Genomic DNA, 14,009 nt, shown 5'->3' with positions numbered 1-14,009 from the left:
GCGTACGATCGACTGATCAAATTGGCCGAAATGTCCAGGCTGGTACTATGCGCGCCCGCCTCACGCGCCGATCGCCATGTACCGCACCGATTCGCCCGATGTTCCGGCCGCCGTCCAGCGCCGCGAGTTCTGGCTGTTCATGCTGTTCGCCCTGGTCCTGCTCGGCGTCGGCATCGGCTTGCGCGATCCCTGGCCCTCGGACGAGCCGCGCTTCGCGCTGACCGCCAAGCAGATGGTCGAGTCGGGCGACTGGCTGTTCCCGCATCGCGGCCGCGAGCTGTATTCGGACAAGCCGCCGGTGATGTTCTGGCTACAGGCGAGCGCGTACGAGGTCGTGCGCAACTGGCGCATCGCCTTCCTGCTGCCCTCGCTGCTGGCCGGCCTGCTGACCCTGGGGCTGACCTACGACCTCGGACGAAGATTCTGGAACCACCGCGCCGGCCTGTACGCCGCGATCGCGGTGCTGTTCGCGTTCCAGTTCATGTACCAGGTCAAGCGCGCGCAGATCGACCCGGTGATCATGGGCTGGATCACCCTGGCCAACTGGGGACTGCTGGTGCACTTCCTGCGCGGGCCGAACTGGCGCGCGTACTGGCTCGGCTGTTTCGCCGCCGGCGTCGGCGTCATCACCAAGGGCGTCGGCATTCTCGCCTTGCTGATGTTCGCGCCGTACCTGTTCGCGCGCGTGAGAGGCTGGGACGGCGTCACGCGCACCTCCGACTCGGCGCTGCGCTGGCTCGGCGGCGCGCTCGCCTTCCTCGTGCCGATCCTCGCCTGGGGACTGTCGGTGATCGTGATGGCGAAGGCGCGCGGCGGCGCGGAATACCAGGCCTACATCGACGACCTGTTCTTCCGCCAGACCGCCGGCCGCTACGCGAAGTCCTGGGATCACGCGCAACCGGTCTGGTACTACCTGCCGATCGTCCTGTTCAACTGGTTCCCGCTGTCGCTGGCCTACTTCGGCGCGGTGCCGCGCTGGTGGAAGGACCTGCGCCTCGGCGAGGCGCGCGTCATGCTGCCGCTGGCCTGGGGCCTGCTGACGATCGTGTTCTTCAGCATTCCGACCGGCAAGCGCGACGTCTACCTGATGCCGACGCTGCCGATGATCGCGCTGGCGATGGCGCCGTATCTGGTCCAGCTCGCCGGCTCGCGCTGGTTGCGCAACAGCGCGTTCGCGATCGCGCTCGGCGTCGGCCTGGTGGTGGTCGGCGCCGGCGTGTGGGCGGCGCTCGGCCACTCGGCGCGCTTCGAGGACATGCTGCAGCGGCGCGAACTGGAAGACCTCGATCACGCCGTGTGGGGCATGTTCCTCACCGTCGGCGCCGCTTTCGTGCTCGCCGCCGCGTGGTTCCGGCCGCGCCGCGGCGTGCACGCGCTGCTCGCCGGCATCGCCGCGCTGTGGATCGTGTGGAGCGTGTGGGCGTATCCGCTGCTCAACGATTCCAGCTCGGCCGCCGCCGTCATGCGGCGCGCGCGCGAGATGGCCGGGCCCGACACCGAGATCGGCCTGGTCGCGTGGAAGGAGCAGAACCTCCTGATGGCGAGCGGACCGGTGCGCGAGTTCGGTTTCGTCGCCGGCTGGAACCGCCAGTACGAGGAAGCCGTGCACTGGCTGGCCGAAGCGCCGGACAAGCGCCGCCTGTTCATTCTCGACGAGGCGATGGGCACCTGCGTCGACCAGTCGAAGGCGACGCGCGTCGGCCGCGCCAACCGCCGCGAATGGTGGCTGCTCGGCATCGACGCGGTGGTGCCGGACTGCATTCCGGTGACGCGCAAGGACGAGGACGCGTTCAAGGACGGCGGCGACCCGTGAGCCGCCGCCGCGCGCCGATTCATTCCGCGCGATCGGTGCGCAGCAGCAGCCTGCTCGCGCCGTAGGCGACCGCGAAGGTGATGCAGGCCAATCCCAGATTCGCCTGCCAGCGTGGCGCCAGTCCGGCCGGTCCCTGCGCGAGAAGGACGACGGGGACCGGCAAGATCACGAACGCGTTCTTCGGCTCGGGCACGACCTGCAGATAGCTCGGCGAGACGAACGCGATCGCGGCGAGGCCGACGACGATCCACGCCGTCGGCGGCCTCGCGCCGAGTTCGCGCGCCGCCAATCCAGTCAGGACGACGCAGGCGAGGCCGACGCACCACGCGGCGACGGCGAAGATCGCGTAGAAAGCGAGCGCGAACTCCATCGTGCGTCACCCGCCCGTCGACGACGAGGTTTCGGTTTCGAGCGGCACCAGCCGCACCAGCTGCTCGCGCATGCGCCGGAACAGCTTGCGCGTATTCCAGGCATTGAGGCGGCGGCTCATCGACGAGCGCGGCAGCACGTGCTTCTCGCCGAAGCCGTCGATCAGCACGAAGCGCGGGCCGCCGCGCGAATCCACGCCGTGCACGATGTTCCAGGCGTGCATGTCGCCGACGATCACGTTGCAGGCGAGCAGGCCGTCGAGGAACTGCGCCAGGTCGCGTTCGAGGTCCGCGCTGAAGCCGCCTTCGCGCCCGTACCGCGCGGCCAGCGTCGGCGCCAGGCTGCCGTCGGCGGCGCGCACTTTTTCCGAGACCAGGCCGAGGCCGAGATCGGTTTCGGCGAGTCCCACCATGCGCGCGATCGGCGCGTTGCCGGCGGCGAAGCGCGCCTGCGCGGCGATGTATTCCTTCAGCTCGCGCACGTAGCCGGCGTACTGGCGCGCGCGCACGAGTTTCTTGTACCAGCGCCCGCCGGCGCCCCAGCGCGCTTCGACCGCGTCCTCGCGCATCACCTTGACGACGAAGTCGGGCTCGAGCGGGTGCTGGTACACCTTGCGCAGATGGCCGACGGCGAGTGGGTCGACCTGCGCCAGCCGCAGGATCGACGCGGACGCTTCCGCCGCCGCCATCAACGCCGCCCGCCGAGTTCGTCGATGTGTTCGAGCAGGTCGGCGGGATCGTCGAACACGCGATAGGCGCCGGCGCGTTCGAGTTCGTCGGTCGAATAGCCGCCGGAGAGCAGGCCGATGCCGAGCGCGCGCGCGCGGCGCGCGGCGAGCATGTCCCACACCGCGTCGCCGACGACCGTGGCCTGTTCGATCGGCACGCCGAGTCGATCGGCCGCGGCGAGGAACAGGTCCGGATCGGGCTTGGCGTACTTCACCTGGTCGCGCGTGACGACCGGCGTGCGCGCGAGGTCGACGCCGAGCGATTGCAGTACGGGACCGGCGGTTTCCATGCGCCCGCTGGTGGCGATCGCCCACGGCAGCTTCGCGGCGTCGAGCCAGGCGACCAGTTCGCGCGCGCCGGGCAGCGGCCGGATCGCCGCGGAGCGGCGGTTGTAGGCTTCCGCGTGGCGCCGGCGCAGGCGTTCGGCGCGCGCCTCGTCGACCTCGACGCCGCTTTCGCGCGCGAGGATGTTCAACATCAGTCCGCCGCTCATGCCGATGCGGCGATGGATGCGCCAGACCGACAGCACGATGCCTTCGGCGTCGAGCGCTTCCTGCCAGGCCAGCACGTGCTCGTACACGCTGTCGACGAGCGTGCCGTCGAGATCGAACAGGAAGGCGGGCGGTGGCGAAGTTTTCATCGGCGGCGACGATCGGGCGGCGGTGAACGTCCAAGTGTATTCGCTGCGGCGCGGATTCGCGCGCGGCGATCCGCAAGCGGCTAACCTAGGACGGATGATCTACCGTTTCGACGATTTCGTACTCAACCCCGCAACCCGCGAGCTGCACAAGGGCGGCGAACCCGTCGTGCTGCCGGCGCGCGCATTCGACTGTCTCGCCTATCTGATCGAGCATCGCGAGCGTGCGGTCGGCCGCGACGAGTTGATCGCGGCGGTGTGGGGGCGTGCGGAAATCAGCGAGGCCTTGCTCAGTCACACGGTCGTGAAGATCCGCCGCGGCCTCGGCGACACCGGCAACGAGCAGCGCACGGTGCGCACGGTGCCGCGCTTCGGCTATCGCTGGGGCAGCGCGACGACGGTCGAATCGGTCGAATCCGACGAGGGGATTGCCGCGACGCCGGCGGACGACGCGCCGGACGCGAATGTGGGCGATGCGTCCGCCGTGATCGACGAGCCGTCGCCGCTCGCCGCATCGTCTCGACCCGAGATCGAACCGGCGGGCGCGAACACGGCGGAACAGCCGTCGACGACGATACGCCGCGGTCGTCGTGTCGCCGTTCCGCTGGCCATGGCCGCCGTCGTCGTCGCCGTTGCGGCAGCGACGTTCCTCGGTGCATCGCGTCGATCGCCGGTCGCGCCGCCGCCGCTGCCGGTCGTCGAGATCGCCTCCGCGGCACCGGCGATGGTGCTGCCGGCCGAAGTCGACGCGCCGGACGACTGGCGCTGGCTGCGCTTCGGCCTGATGGACCTGATCGCCAATCGCCTGCGCGACGGTTCGGTACCGACCGCGCCGAGCGAGAGCGTGGTCGGCCTGCTCAAGCAGCGGCCGGCGACGGACGGCGAGGCGCTGCTGCACGATGCCGGCCTCGCGCAGTTCGCGGCGGTGCGCGTGCTGCCGCGCGTGCGCAAGGAAATGGGCGTGTGGAAGGTGCGCCTGGATGCGTTCGGCGCGCAGCATTCCTTCCGCGTCGACGCGGAGGCCGGCGATGCGATCCAGGCCGCGCGCGAAGCCACCGACGCCTTGCTGCGGCGGCTCGGCCGCGCCGCCAACGCGACCTCCGCGCAGCCGCGTTCGCTGGCGCTGGAGGAACTGTTGCAGCATTCGGGCGCGGCGATGCTGGCCGACCAGCTCGACCAGGCGCGCGACCTGATCACGCGCGCGCCGCCGGAGATGCAGCAGGAGCCGTCGGTGCAGCAGCGCATGGCGCAGATCGAGCTGCGCGCCGGCGACTATCCGGCGGTCGAGGCGCGCCTGCACGCCTTGCTCGACCGTCTGCCGCCGGAACGCGACGACGCGCTGCGCGCACGCGCGATGATGACGCTGGCCGTGTCGCATTCGCGCCGCGGTCAATCCGATCGCGCGCTGGAGCTGTACGAGGAGGCCATCGCGCTCCGCCAGCCCGCCAACGATCACCACGTGCTCGGCGTCGCTCGCCTCGGGCGGGGCGCGATGCTCGCGCAGCGCGGCCGCTTCGACGAGGCCACCGCCGAGCTGGCGCGCGCGCGCACCGAACTCGAAGCCGTCGGCGACGGACTCGCCGTCGCTGCGGTTGACGTCAATCTCGGTGAGTTCCAGCAGTTGCAGCATCGGCCCGCCGACGCCTTGCCGATCCTGAAGAGCGCCGTGCGCCAGTTCGAGCGGCTCGGCGCGCGCGAGGGCCGCGCCTACGCGCTCGCGCAACAGGCCGGCGCGGAGACCGAACTGCTCGACGCCGACGCCGCGCTCGCGACCAGCGAGCGCTTCTGGCCGCCGGAATCGAACACCAACAATCTGCGCATGCGCTGGAGTCTGGCCGCCGCACGCGCGGCGGCGCTGTACGGCGTCGGCCGCTTCGACGAGACGCAGGCGCTGCTGGAGCGCATCGATCGCGACGCCGATCCGAACCAGGACGCGCTGGCGCGCGCGCGGTCGCGGCTGCTGGCGGCGCGGCTGGCCTTGCAGCGCGGCGACGCGAAGCTCGCCGTGGATCGCGTCGACGCGGCGCTGGTGCCGGCGCTGCGCAACGAGGATCCGTCCGCGTGGACGCGCGGCCTGCTGCTGCAGGCCCGTGCGCAGCGCGGCAGCGACCGCGCGGCCGACGCCGCGCGCACGACGCAGTCGCTGCAGACGTGGGCCGCGAACGACGACTGGCGTTCGATCTATGCCCACCTCGCCGCCGCCGAACAGGCCGCGGCGGAGCGGCGGCGCGAGCCGGCGCTCGGCCAGTTCGCCGAGGCGATGCGCACGGCCGAGAAGATGAACGTGCCGGAGGATCTGGTCGCGGTCGGCGCGTCCTACCTCGATCTCCTGATCGAGGCCAGCCAGCTCGACACCGCGCGCGGCGTCAGCGGCCGCATCGCGATGTGGGCGGAGCGCGACGTGCGTGCGGCCGCCGCCCAGGCGCGCCTGTTCCGCGCGCTCGGCCAGGACGACGCGGCGCGCAAGGCGGAGGAGAACGCGGCGCGCATCCGCACGGCGCGCTCGGCGCAGCTGTGAGCCGAGGGTGCGGGCACTCGTAAAGAGCGTCTCTCGCAGAGACGCGGAGAACGCAGAGTCAAATGCCGTTTGCCGGTGCCTTTCTCCGCGCCCTCTGCGTCTTTGCGAGAAATCGCTTCTGCGGTCCGCCTTCCACGCATTCGGCCCGCCTGGCTCGGATGTTTGAAGAGAGCATTTTCTCTTGGAGACGCGACGTTCGATGTCGCTTGCCGGCGCTTTCTCCGCACATCCGGCATCTCCGCGAGAAAATCGCTCCCGCCGCGCGACTTCACACGCTTGTAGCGGCTTCCTAGCACGACGGCCATCCATCGCACATCGATCCCTCATGTCTGCGCGCCCGCGCGCGTCGAGCATGCCGGTTCGGCGCCGGCCCGCGCGGCAGTGGCGTTTCCTTCATGACCACGGGAAGAAGCTCGATGGACGCAAGACCGGTTTGGATGAGCGCGGCATCGTTCGCCGCCTGCGTATTGACCACCTCGCTCGCCGCCGCGCCAGGCGCTCCGCGGCCGTCCGGCGCGACGCCGCCGCCGGCGTACGAGATCGTCGACCTCGGCGATTTCGGCGGCGAGCTGGCCAACGCGCATTCGATCAACGACGCGGGGCAGGTCGTCGGCACGGCCGAGGATCCGGAGCTGGACACCTTGCCGTTCCTCTGGCGCGACGGCACGCTGACCGATCTCGGCACCCTGCGGCCGGATCGCGAGCACGGCCACGGCATCGCCTATTCGATCAGCGCGAACGGGCAGGTGGCCGGCTATTCGATGGCGCCGTCGCCGAACGGCATCGGCACGCTGGCGCACGCGTTCTTCTGGTCCGAGCAGGACGGCATGGTCGACGTCGATCCGCGGCCGGGCACGATCATCAGCTCGTACGCCTGGGGTGTGAATTCGGCAGGCCAGGTGGTCGGCCAGATCCTCGGCCAGGACGGCGGACCGTTCCTGTGGACGCGCGAGGGCGGCGTCACCATGCTGAGGCTGCCGGACGCACCGGTCGGATACGGCGGCATGGCCGAGGACATCAGCGAGACCGGCCTGGTCTGCGGCGAGCAGTACAACGCGAACTTCGACTACGTCGGCTGGGTGTACGACAGCGCGACCGGCGAGATGCGCGAACTCGGCCACATCGGCAAGCCAATGTCGGAAGCCCGCTCGATCAACAACGCCGGCCAGGTGGTCGGTTCCTCCACGCGCGAGAACAACCAGCAGCGGCCGGTCCTGTGGCTCGACGACGGCGTCATCGTCGACCTCGGCTTCCTGTCCGTGCCGAATTTCTCGCAGGGCGTCGCCGAAGGGGTCAACGACCAGCTCTGGGTCGTCGGCGAGGACAGCTACGACGGCAACGGCGTGCCGACCAAGGGCTGGCTGTGGATCGACGGCAGCAAGCACGAGCTGCGCACCCTGGTCGCCGACGCCGCGGAACGCGACCGCTGGGACGAGCTGACCGCCCCGCTGGACATCAACAACCGCGGCGAGATCGTCGGCATCGGCATCCGCGAGGGCGTGCCTGGCCGCGCCTTCCTGATGCGGCCGCTGCCGGCGGACGCGATCTTCGCCGACGGCTTCGACTGAGCCTCCGCGCGGCCCGGCCGCGAGGGTACATCGTTCGTACATCGAGTTCGCATCGTTCGTGCATGCGCCAGGGTTGCGCCTGACCGCAGGATTGGGTTGCGCCGCGGCGCGTTACCTTCATACCTGCGTTCCGGCCCGCCAACAGGGGCCGGGCGAACGATACGGGAGTTCTGATGTACGCAAGACAGACTTTGCTCGGGGCCGTTTCGACCGTCGGACTGCTGTTCGCCGCCTCGGTGGCGGCCCAGCCCACCGTGGTCGGCTTCGACGACGGTGCCGAAGGCTGGCTCTGGACCGGCGGCGACCTTTCGATCGAGGCCGACGGCGGTCATCCGGGCGCGCACGCGCATCTGGCCGGTTCGGACCTCGGCTCCTTCGAGCTGCGCACGGACGCGAACGCCGCCTTCATCGGCGACTTCAGCGCGTCGAAGGGCGTCGGCTTCTCGCTCGACGTCAAGGTCGAGTCGCTGAACGCGAACGGCAGCCCGGTCTCGCGCGACCTGATCGTCGAGCTGCGCAGCCGCGCGCTGGCGCAGGACGGCTATCCGTGGGCCTCGGTCTGGACCACGCTCGGTACCTTGCAGGCGACGCCGGACTGGACCCGCTACACGGTCAGCTTCGACCCGCGCTCGACCGTGCTGCCGAAAGGCTGGCACGGCACCGGCGCCGAGGACCCGGTGACCTTCGATCCGACCCTGCCGCCCGGCGTCAGCTTCGCCGACGTGCTGGCCCAGGTCGACGAGATCCTCGTCACCACCGACAAGCCCGGCCTCTCGGTCGGCCTGATGGACGTCGACCTGCGCGCCGACAACCTCAGCATCGACCGCGCCGCCGGTCCGGCGCCGGTGACGCCGCCGCAGTACGAGATCGTCGATCTCGGCGACTTCGGCGGTGAACTGGCCAACGCGCACGACATCAACGACGCCGGCCACGTCGCCGGCACCGCCGAGGCCACCAACCGCGAGGCGCAGGCGTTCTTCTGGCACGAAGGCGCGATGCTCAACATCGGCAGCCTGATGCCCGACAACGCGCCCAGCTACGGCGTCGCGCGCGGCATGAGCGAGAACGACTTCCTGGTCGGCGAGTCGATGACGCCGATGGTGGGCTTCCCGGGAGCGAGCGTCAGCCACGCGTTCTTCTGGTCGGAAGACACCGGCATGATCGACCTCACGCCCGGCACCGACAATATGTCGCAGGCCTGGGACGTCAATTCGTCCGGCCAGGTCGTCGGCAGCTACACCGGTGCGTTCCTCTGGTCGCAGGCCGACGGCCTGCGCAACATCGGTCTCGGCGGCGGCGACGGTGCGGCCGAAGGCATCAACGAGAACGGCGAAGTCTGCGGCTACGAGTGGAACGTCGAAGGCACGCGCGTGGTCGGCTGGGTCTACGACAGCCGGACCGGTGCCATCCGCGAGCTGCCCTCGTACGGCGGCACCTCGCAGACGCGCCGCATCAACAACGCCGGCTACGTGGTCGGTTCCAGCCGCGAGGCGAACTTCAGGCCGCACTCGGTGCTGTGGGCACCGGACGGGCAGATGACCGACCTCGGCGTGATCCCGGTGCCGGACTACTCGCCCGGCGAGGCGAACGCGCTCAACGAGGCGTTGTGGATCGTCGGCGCCGACGACTACAACGGCGGCGGCAATCCGATCGGCTGGCTGTGGCTCGACGGCAGCAAGTACGTGCTGCGCGACCTGATCGCCGACTCGGCGCAGCACGAGGCCTGGAGCGACCTGACCACGCCGCTCGGCATCAACGCCAACAACGAGATCGTCGGAATCGGCATCCGCGACGGCATTCCGGGACGCGCATTCCTGATGCGCCCGCTGGTCGTCGATAGGATCTTCGTCGACGGCTTCGAAGCGAAGTGACTCCGATCCGCTGCGCGAGCCGCGTCGCGGCTCGTGCAGCGGATCGAATGAAAAGAGAGGTGGCGGCAATGAACGGTGCGGCTCGCGCGATCCTCGGTATGGCCGGACTGCTGTCCTGCGGCGTCGCCGCGGCGCAGTCCACGGTGGTGACGTTCGACGACGGAGCGGAAGGCTGGGACGGCAACGCCCTGGTCGAGCCGGACGGCGGCCATCCGGGCCCGAACGCGCATTTCTTCCTCGAAGCGACCGGCATCGAGTACCGCACCGACTCGAATGCGGCCTTCCTCGGCGATCTGACGCAGGACGCCGTGCTCGGCGTCGGACTCGACGTCAAGGTCGATTCGATGACGTACGAAGGCAGCGAGATCACGCGCAACCTGATCGTCGAGTTCCGCAGCCACGCGCTGGCGCAGGACGGCTATCCCTACACCGCGGTCTGGACGCGCCTCGGCGTGCTGCAGGCCGGCCCGGACTGGGGCGGCTACGCGATCAGCTTCGCGCCGGGGGCGCCGCAGCTGCCGGCGGGGTGGGGCGGCTACGGCGCCGAAGATCCTTCGACCGGCGAGCCGGTGCTGCCGGACGGCGTGACCTTCGCCGACGTGATGGCGCAGGTGGACGAACTCGCCTTCACCACGTTCGAGCCCGGTTACATCTACGGCTTCGCGATCTACGACGTGCGCTTCGACAACCTGCGCATCGAGCGCGGCAGCGACACGATCTTCGCCGACGGCTTCGATCCGGCGCCGACCCTCGCGCACTGACGCCCGCGCCGCATCGGCGCGCGTCGAGGTTCGCCGCGGGCAGGCGGCACGGCTACACTGGATGTTTTCCGGAAGGCCGAGCACCATGGACGAAACGAGCGCGCAGGAATCGGACACCACGCTGCCGCCGCTCGACGCGGCCGAAGCGCGCATCCTCGGCTGTCTGGTCGAGAAAGCGGCGATCACGCCGGAAGTCTATCCGCTGACCCTCAACGCACTGGTCGCCGCGTGCAACCAGAAGACCAGCCGCGAGCCGGTCATGAACCTCGAGCCGGGCGCGGTCGGCCACGCCTTGAACGAGCTGGAGCGCCGCTCGCTGGTCAAGATCGCGCCGACCTCGCAGCGTGCGCTGCGCTACGAACACCGCTTCGACACCGTCTACGGCACCACCGCGCGCCAGCGCGCCGTCCTGTGCGCCTTGCTGCTGCGCGGGCCGCAGACCTTGAGCGAACTGCACACGCGCACCGATCGCCTGGCCGACTTCCCGAGCATCGAGGATCTGCGCGACACGCTCGACCGCCTGATTCAGCGCGAGCCGGCGGCGTACGTGATCCGCCTCGGCCGCGGCCCCGGCCAGCGCGAGGATCGCTACATGCATCTGCTCGGCGGCCCCGTCGATGCCGAAGCGTTCGCGAGCGCGGTGCCCGCCGCACCGTCGTCGCGTTCCGGCGCCGGCGAGCGGATCGATCAGCTCGAAGCCGAGATCGCCGAGCTGCGTGCGGAAATCGCCGAGCTGCGGCAGCGGCTGGATGCAGCGGGCGCGTAAGAGGCGGCGTCAAAGCGCCCCTCACCCGCCGCGCTGCGCGCGTCGACCTCTCCCGCAAGGGGAGAGGCGAAAGCCGCGCTGTTCCCCCTCTCCCGCTTGCGGGAGAGGGCCAGGATGAGGGCGCTTTTCGCGCAGCCTCCATGCGCGTCGAGAAAGCTTCCCTCGCAGAGCCGCAGAGCGCGCGGAGAAAAGCGTTTCCTTCCACATCATCTTTTCCCCCTCTCCCGCTTGCGGGAGAGGGCCGGGGTGAGGGCGCTTTTCGCGCAACCTCCGTGCGCGTCGAGAAAGCTTCCCTCGCAGAGCCGCAGAGAGCGCGGAGAAAAAATCATCTTTCCTCTGCGCCCTCTGCGCCCTCTGCGCCCTCTGCGGCTCTGCGAGAGAGGCTTCTAGACGAGGCCGGAGAAGGCCACGAACACACCCAGGCCTTTCGACCCATCCCAATCCCGCCCCAGGCAAGGCAGACTCGGACGTTCCGGTCCATCAGGGGTGTCACGATGAAGCTTGCCCAGTCCATCGCCTGCGTGTCGTTCGCCGCGGCGTTCGCGTTGTCCGTGCACGCGGCCGACGCGCCGCCGAAGAAGCCCGAGGCTGCCGCCGGCATCGAGTCGGCCACGCGCGGATTCGCGCGCACGGCGGGTTTCTTCGACGTCTACCGCGACGAGGCGAAAGGACGCGTGCTGCTCGGCCTGCGCGCGTTCGAGCAGCCGTTCCTGATGACCAGCTCGCTGCCGTGGGCGCTCGGTTCCAACGACATCGGCCTGGATCGCGGGCAGAGCAGCGATTCGCATCTGGTCGAGTTTCGCCGCGTCGGTTCGCGCGTGCTGCTGGTCGAGGACAACACCCGGTTCCGCGCCGTGTCGAACAATCCGGACGAATCGCTGAGCGTGCGCCAGGCGTTCGCCGAGTCGGTGCTGTGGGCCGGCGACGTCGTCGCCGAGCGCAAGGGCGCGAATGCCGAAGTGCTGGTCGACGTGAGCTCCCTGCTCACCTCCGATCGCCACGGCATCGCGCAGCGCCTCGGCGACACCAAGCAGGGCAAGTACGAAGTCGACGACAAGCGCAGCGCGGTATCGCTCGCCGATGCGAAGAGCTTTCCGGACAACACCGAGCTGGAGGCGCTGCTGACCTTCCGCGGCCCCGGCGAAGGCACCTTCGTCAAGGACGTGGCGATGGATCCGCAGAGCCTGACCGTGCGCCAGCACCTCAGCTTCGTGCGCCTGCCGGCGCCGGGCTATTCGCCGCGCGCGTATCACCCGGCATCGGGTGGATTGAGCGTCGGCTGGTACGACTTCGCGCAGCCGCTCGCGTCGAGCATCGACCGCCGCGTGCAGCCGCGCTTCCGCCTGGAGAAGACCGATCCGTCCGCCGCGCTGAGTCCGGTGAAGAAGCCGATCGTGTTCTACCTCGACCGCGGCACGCCCGAGCCGGTGCGGTCGGCCCTGCTCGAAGGCGCCAACTGGTGGCGGAGCGCGTTCGAGAAGGCCGGCTTCAAGGACGCCTACCGCGTCGAGCTGTTGCCCGAGGGCGTCGATCCAATGGACGTGCGCTACAGCCTGATCACCTGGGCGCACCGCTACACGCGCGGCTGGTCCTACGGCCAGCCGATCGTCGATCCGCGCACCGGCGAGATCATCCGCGGCAACGTCACGCTCGGTTCGCAGCGCGTGCGCCAGGACATCCTGATCGCCGAAAGCCTGCTCGCGCCGTACGACAAGGCGAACGCGGCGGAACTGAAGAACCAGGCCGAGCAGATGGCGCTGGCGCGCCTGCGCCAGCTGGCCGCGCACGAGGTCGGCCATGCGATCGGCTTCGCGCACAACTTCGCCGCCAGCCGGCACGGCAACGGCTCGGTGATGGACTATCCGCATCCGCTGCTGAAGGTCGGCGCAGACGGCGCGCTGTCGCTGGCCGATGCGTACGGCGTCGGCGTCGGCCCCTGGGACGACTTCATCGTCGCGCACGCCTACGCCCAGTTCGCGCCGGGCGCGGAAGCGGCCGCGCTGGCGAAGCTGCGCACCGACATTGCCGCGGCCGGTTTCGGCTACGTCAGCGACCAGGACGCGCGCGGTCCCGGCGACGCGGAGCCGGACGGCCTGCTGTGGGATTCCGGCAGCGACAGTCTGCAGACCTTCGACGCGCTGATGACGGCACGGCGCAAGGCGCTGGCGGATTTCTCGCTCGGCGTGCTGCCGCCCGAGCGCCAGGCCGGCGAACTCGAAGCGCGGCTGGTGCCGGTGTACCTGCTGCATCGCTACCAGACCGAAGCGGTGGCGCGCCTGCTCGGCGGTGCCCGTTACGCCTACTCCGAAGGCGGCGATCGACGCGCCGGCGCGAAGCCGGTGCCGGCGCCGATGCAGCGCGAAGCGCTCGCGCGTCTCGTCGGTACGCTCGGCGCCGACGCGCTCGCATTGCCGGCGAACGTGCTCGATCTCGTTACGCCGCCCGCCGCCGACTACGCGCGGAGCCGCGAATACTTCGCGACCCGCACCGCACCGCTGTTCGACCCGCTCGCCGCGGCCGAGGCGGCGACGGCGCAGACGACCTTGTTCCTGTTCGCGCCGGAGCGGCTGAACCGCCTCGCCTGGCAGCACGCGCGCGACGCGCAGCAGCCCGGCGTCGCCGACGTGCTGGCGGCGACGTTCCGCAGCACCTGGCAGCAGGCGCCGCGCGACGCGTCCGCGGCGGCCGTGCAGGAGGCGGCGAACTGGGTCGTGCTCGACGCGCTGCTGCACGCGCTCGACGACGGCAAGCTGCACGCGCAGGTCGACGCCGAGCTGCGCGCTTCGTTGCAGGCGTGGCAATCCACGCTGGCGAAGCAGGGCGGCGGCGATGCGGTCGCGGCCAGTCGCGCATCGGCGGCGGAGACGATCCGCAAGTACCTGGCCGATCCGAAGTCGGTGAAGCTGCGACCGCTGCCGGCGATTCCGCCAGGCGCGCCGATCTGAGCGGTACGGCCGGCGGGTTTTTCCGGTGTAGTG

At 70.2% G+C, this 14,009-nt stretch carries 10 protein-coding genes; 7 read left to right on the top strand and 3 right to left on the bottom strand.

Annotated elements, in window-relative coordinates:
• The first annotated feature begins 76 nt into the window (after positions 1-76).
• Positions 77-1,813: a glycosyltransferase family 39 protein gene (locus J7520_RS08945; RefSeq protein WP_291186939.1), complete on the top strand. Its 1,737-nt coding sequence runs from the start codon at positions 77-79 to the stop codon at positions 1,811-1,813.
• Positions 1,814-1,832: 19 nt separating this feature from the next.
• On the opposite strand, the gene J7520_RS08940 is transcribed toward J7520_RS08945, so the two are convergent.
• From J7520_RS08940 to J7520_RS08930, 3 genes are read right to left on the bottom strand one after another with little or no spacing between them, the layout of a single operon-like run.
• On the bottom strand, positions 1,833-2,183 hold the full coding sequence (locus J7520_RS08940) for a hypothetical protein (protein WP_291186936.1): 351 nt from the start codon (positions 2,181-2,183) through the stop codon (positions 1,833-1,835).
• A gap of 6 nt (positions 2,184-2,189) precedes the next feature.
• A complete protein-coding gene (locus J7520_RS08935) occupies positions 2,190-2,870 on the bottom strand; it encodes a YrbL family protein (RefSeq protein ID WP_291186933.1) in 681 nt (226 codons plus the stop codon).
• The gene (locus tag J7520_RS08930) at positions 2,870-3,550 is read right to left on the bottom strand and encodes an HAD family hydrolase (RefSeq protein WP_291186931.1); all 681 of its coding nucleotides are present in this window, start codon (positions 3,548-3,550) and stop codon (positions 2,870-2,872) included. The genes J7520_RS08935 and J7520_RS08930 overlap by 1 nt, the downstream gene beginning before the upstream one ends.
• A 94-nt stretch (positions 3,551-3,644) precedes the next feature.
• On the opposite strand from J7520_RS08930, the gene J7520_RS08925 reads away from it, so the two are divergent.
• The 6 genes from J7520_RS08925 to J7520_RS08900 all read left to right on the top strand — a co-directional run bounded on the left by J7520_RS08925 (position 3,645) and on the right by J7520_RS08900 (position 13,976).
• The gene (locus tag J7520_RS08925) at positions 3,645-6,065 is read left to right on the top strand and encodes a winged helix-turn-helix domain-containing protein (protein WP_291186927.1); all 2,421 of its coding nucleotides are present in this window, start codon (positions 3,645-3,647) and stop codon (positions 6,063-6,065) included.
• A 437-nt stretch (positions 6,066-6,502) separates the two neighbouring features.
• Positions 6,503-7,633, top strand: a complete 1,131-nt coding sequence (locus tag J7520_RS08920; protein ID WP_291186925.1) for a hypothetical protein — start codon at positions 6,503-6,505, stop codon at positions 7,631-7,633.
• A 173-nt stretch (positions 7,634-7,806) separates the two neighbouring features.
• Complete coding sequence (locus tag J7520_RS08915) at positions 7,807-9,504, top strand: hypothetical protein (protein WP_291186922.1); 1,698 nt, start codon at positions 7,807-7,809, stop codon at positions 9,502-9,504.
• 68 nt (positions 9,505-9,572) lie between these two features.
• Complete coding sequence (locus J7520_RS08910) at positions 9,573-10,265, top strand: hypothetical protein (protein ID WP_291186918.1); 693 nt, start codon at positions 9,573-9,575, stop codon at positions 10,263-10,265.
• A gap of 85 nt (positions 10,266-10,350) precedes the next feature.
• A complete protein-coding gene (locus tag J7520_RS08905; RefSeq protein ID WP_291186915.1) occupies positions 10,351-11,031 on the top strand; it encodes a DUF480 domain-containing protein in 681 nt (226 codons plus the stop codon).
• 494 nt (positions 11,032-11,525) lie between these two features.
• Positions 11,526-13,976, top strand: coding sequence for a zinc-dependent metalloprotease (locus J7520_RS08900; RefSeq protein WP_291186912.1), 2,451 nt, complete (start codon positions 11,526-11,528; stop codon positions 13,974-13,976).
• The last annotated feature ends 33 nt before the right edge of the window (positions 13,977-14,009 follow it).

Origin of the sequence: Dokdonella sp. (genome assembly GCF_017744955.1) — a bacterium.
Taxonomy (GTDB): domain Bacteria; phylum Pseudomonadota; class Gammaproteobacteria; order Xanthomonadales; family Rhodanobacteraceae; genus Dokdonella_A.
The sequence above is the reverse complement of the archived record's forward strand: the minus strand, read 5'-3'. Positions and strand labels throughout refer to the sequence as shown.

Bases quoted from the DNA above. Each gene is read 5' to 3' on its own strand.
- J7520_RS08945 (WP_291186939.1), top strand. From the start codon at position 77: ATGTACCGCACCGATTCGCCCGATGTTCCGGCCGCCGTCCAGCGCCGC.
- J7520_RS08940 (WP_291186936.1), bottom strand. From the start codon at position 2,183: ATGGAGTTCGCGCTCGCTTTCTACGCGATCTTCGCCGTCGCCGCGTGG.
- J7520_RS08935 (WP_291186933.1), bottom strand. From the start codon at position 2,870: ATGGCGGCGGCGGAAGCGTCCGCGTCGATCCTGCGGCTGGCGCAGGTC.
- J7520_RS08930 (WP_291186931.1), bottom strand. From the start codon at position 3,550: ATGAAAACTTCGCCACCGCCCGCCTTCCTGTTCGATCTCGACGGCACG.
- J7520_RS08925 (WP_291186927.1), top strand. From the start codon at position 3,645: ATGATCTACCGTTTCGACGATTTCGTACTCAACCCCGCAACCCGCGAG.
- J7520_RS08920 (WP_291186925.1), top strand. From the start codon at position 6,503: ATGAGCGCGGCATCGTTCGCCGCCTGCGTATTGACCACCTCGCTCGCC.
- J7520_RS08915 (WP_291186922.1), top strand. From the start codon at position 7,807: ATGTACGCAAGACAGACTTTGCTCGGGGCCGTTTCGACCGTCGGACTG.
- J7520_RS08910 (WP_291186918.1), top strand. From the start codon at position 9,573: ATGAACGGTGCGGCTCGCGCGATCCTCGGTATGGCCGGACTGCTGTCC.
- J7520_RS08905 (WP_291186915.1), top strand. From the start codon at position 10,351: ATGGACGAAACGAGCGCGCAGGAATCGGACACCACGCTGCCGCCGCTC.
- J7520_RS08900 (WP_291186912.1), top strand. From the start codon at position 11,526: ATGAAGCTTGCCCAGTCCATCGCCTGCGTGTCGTTCGCCGCGGCGTTC.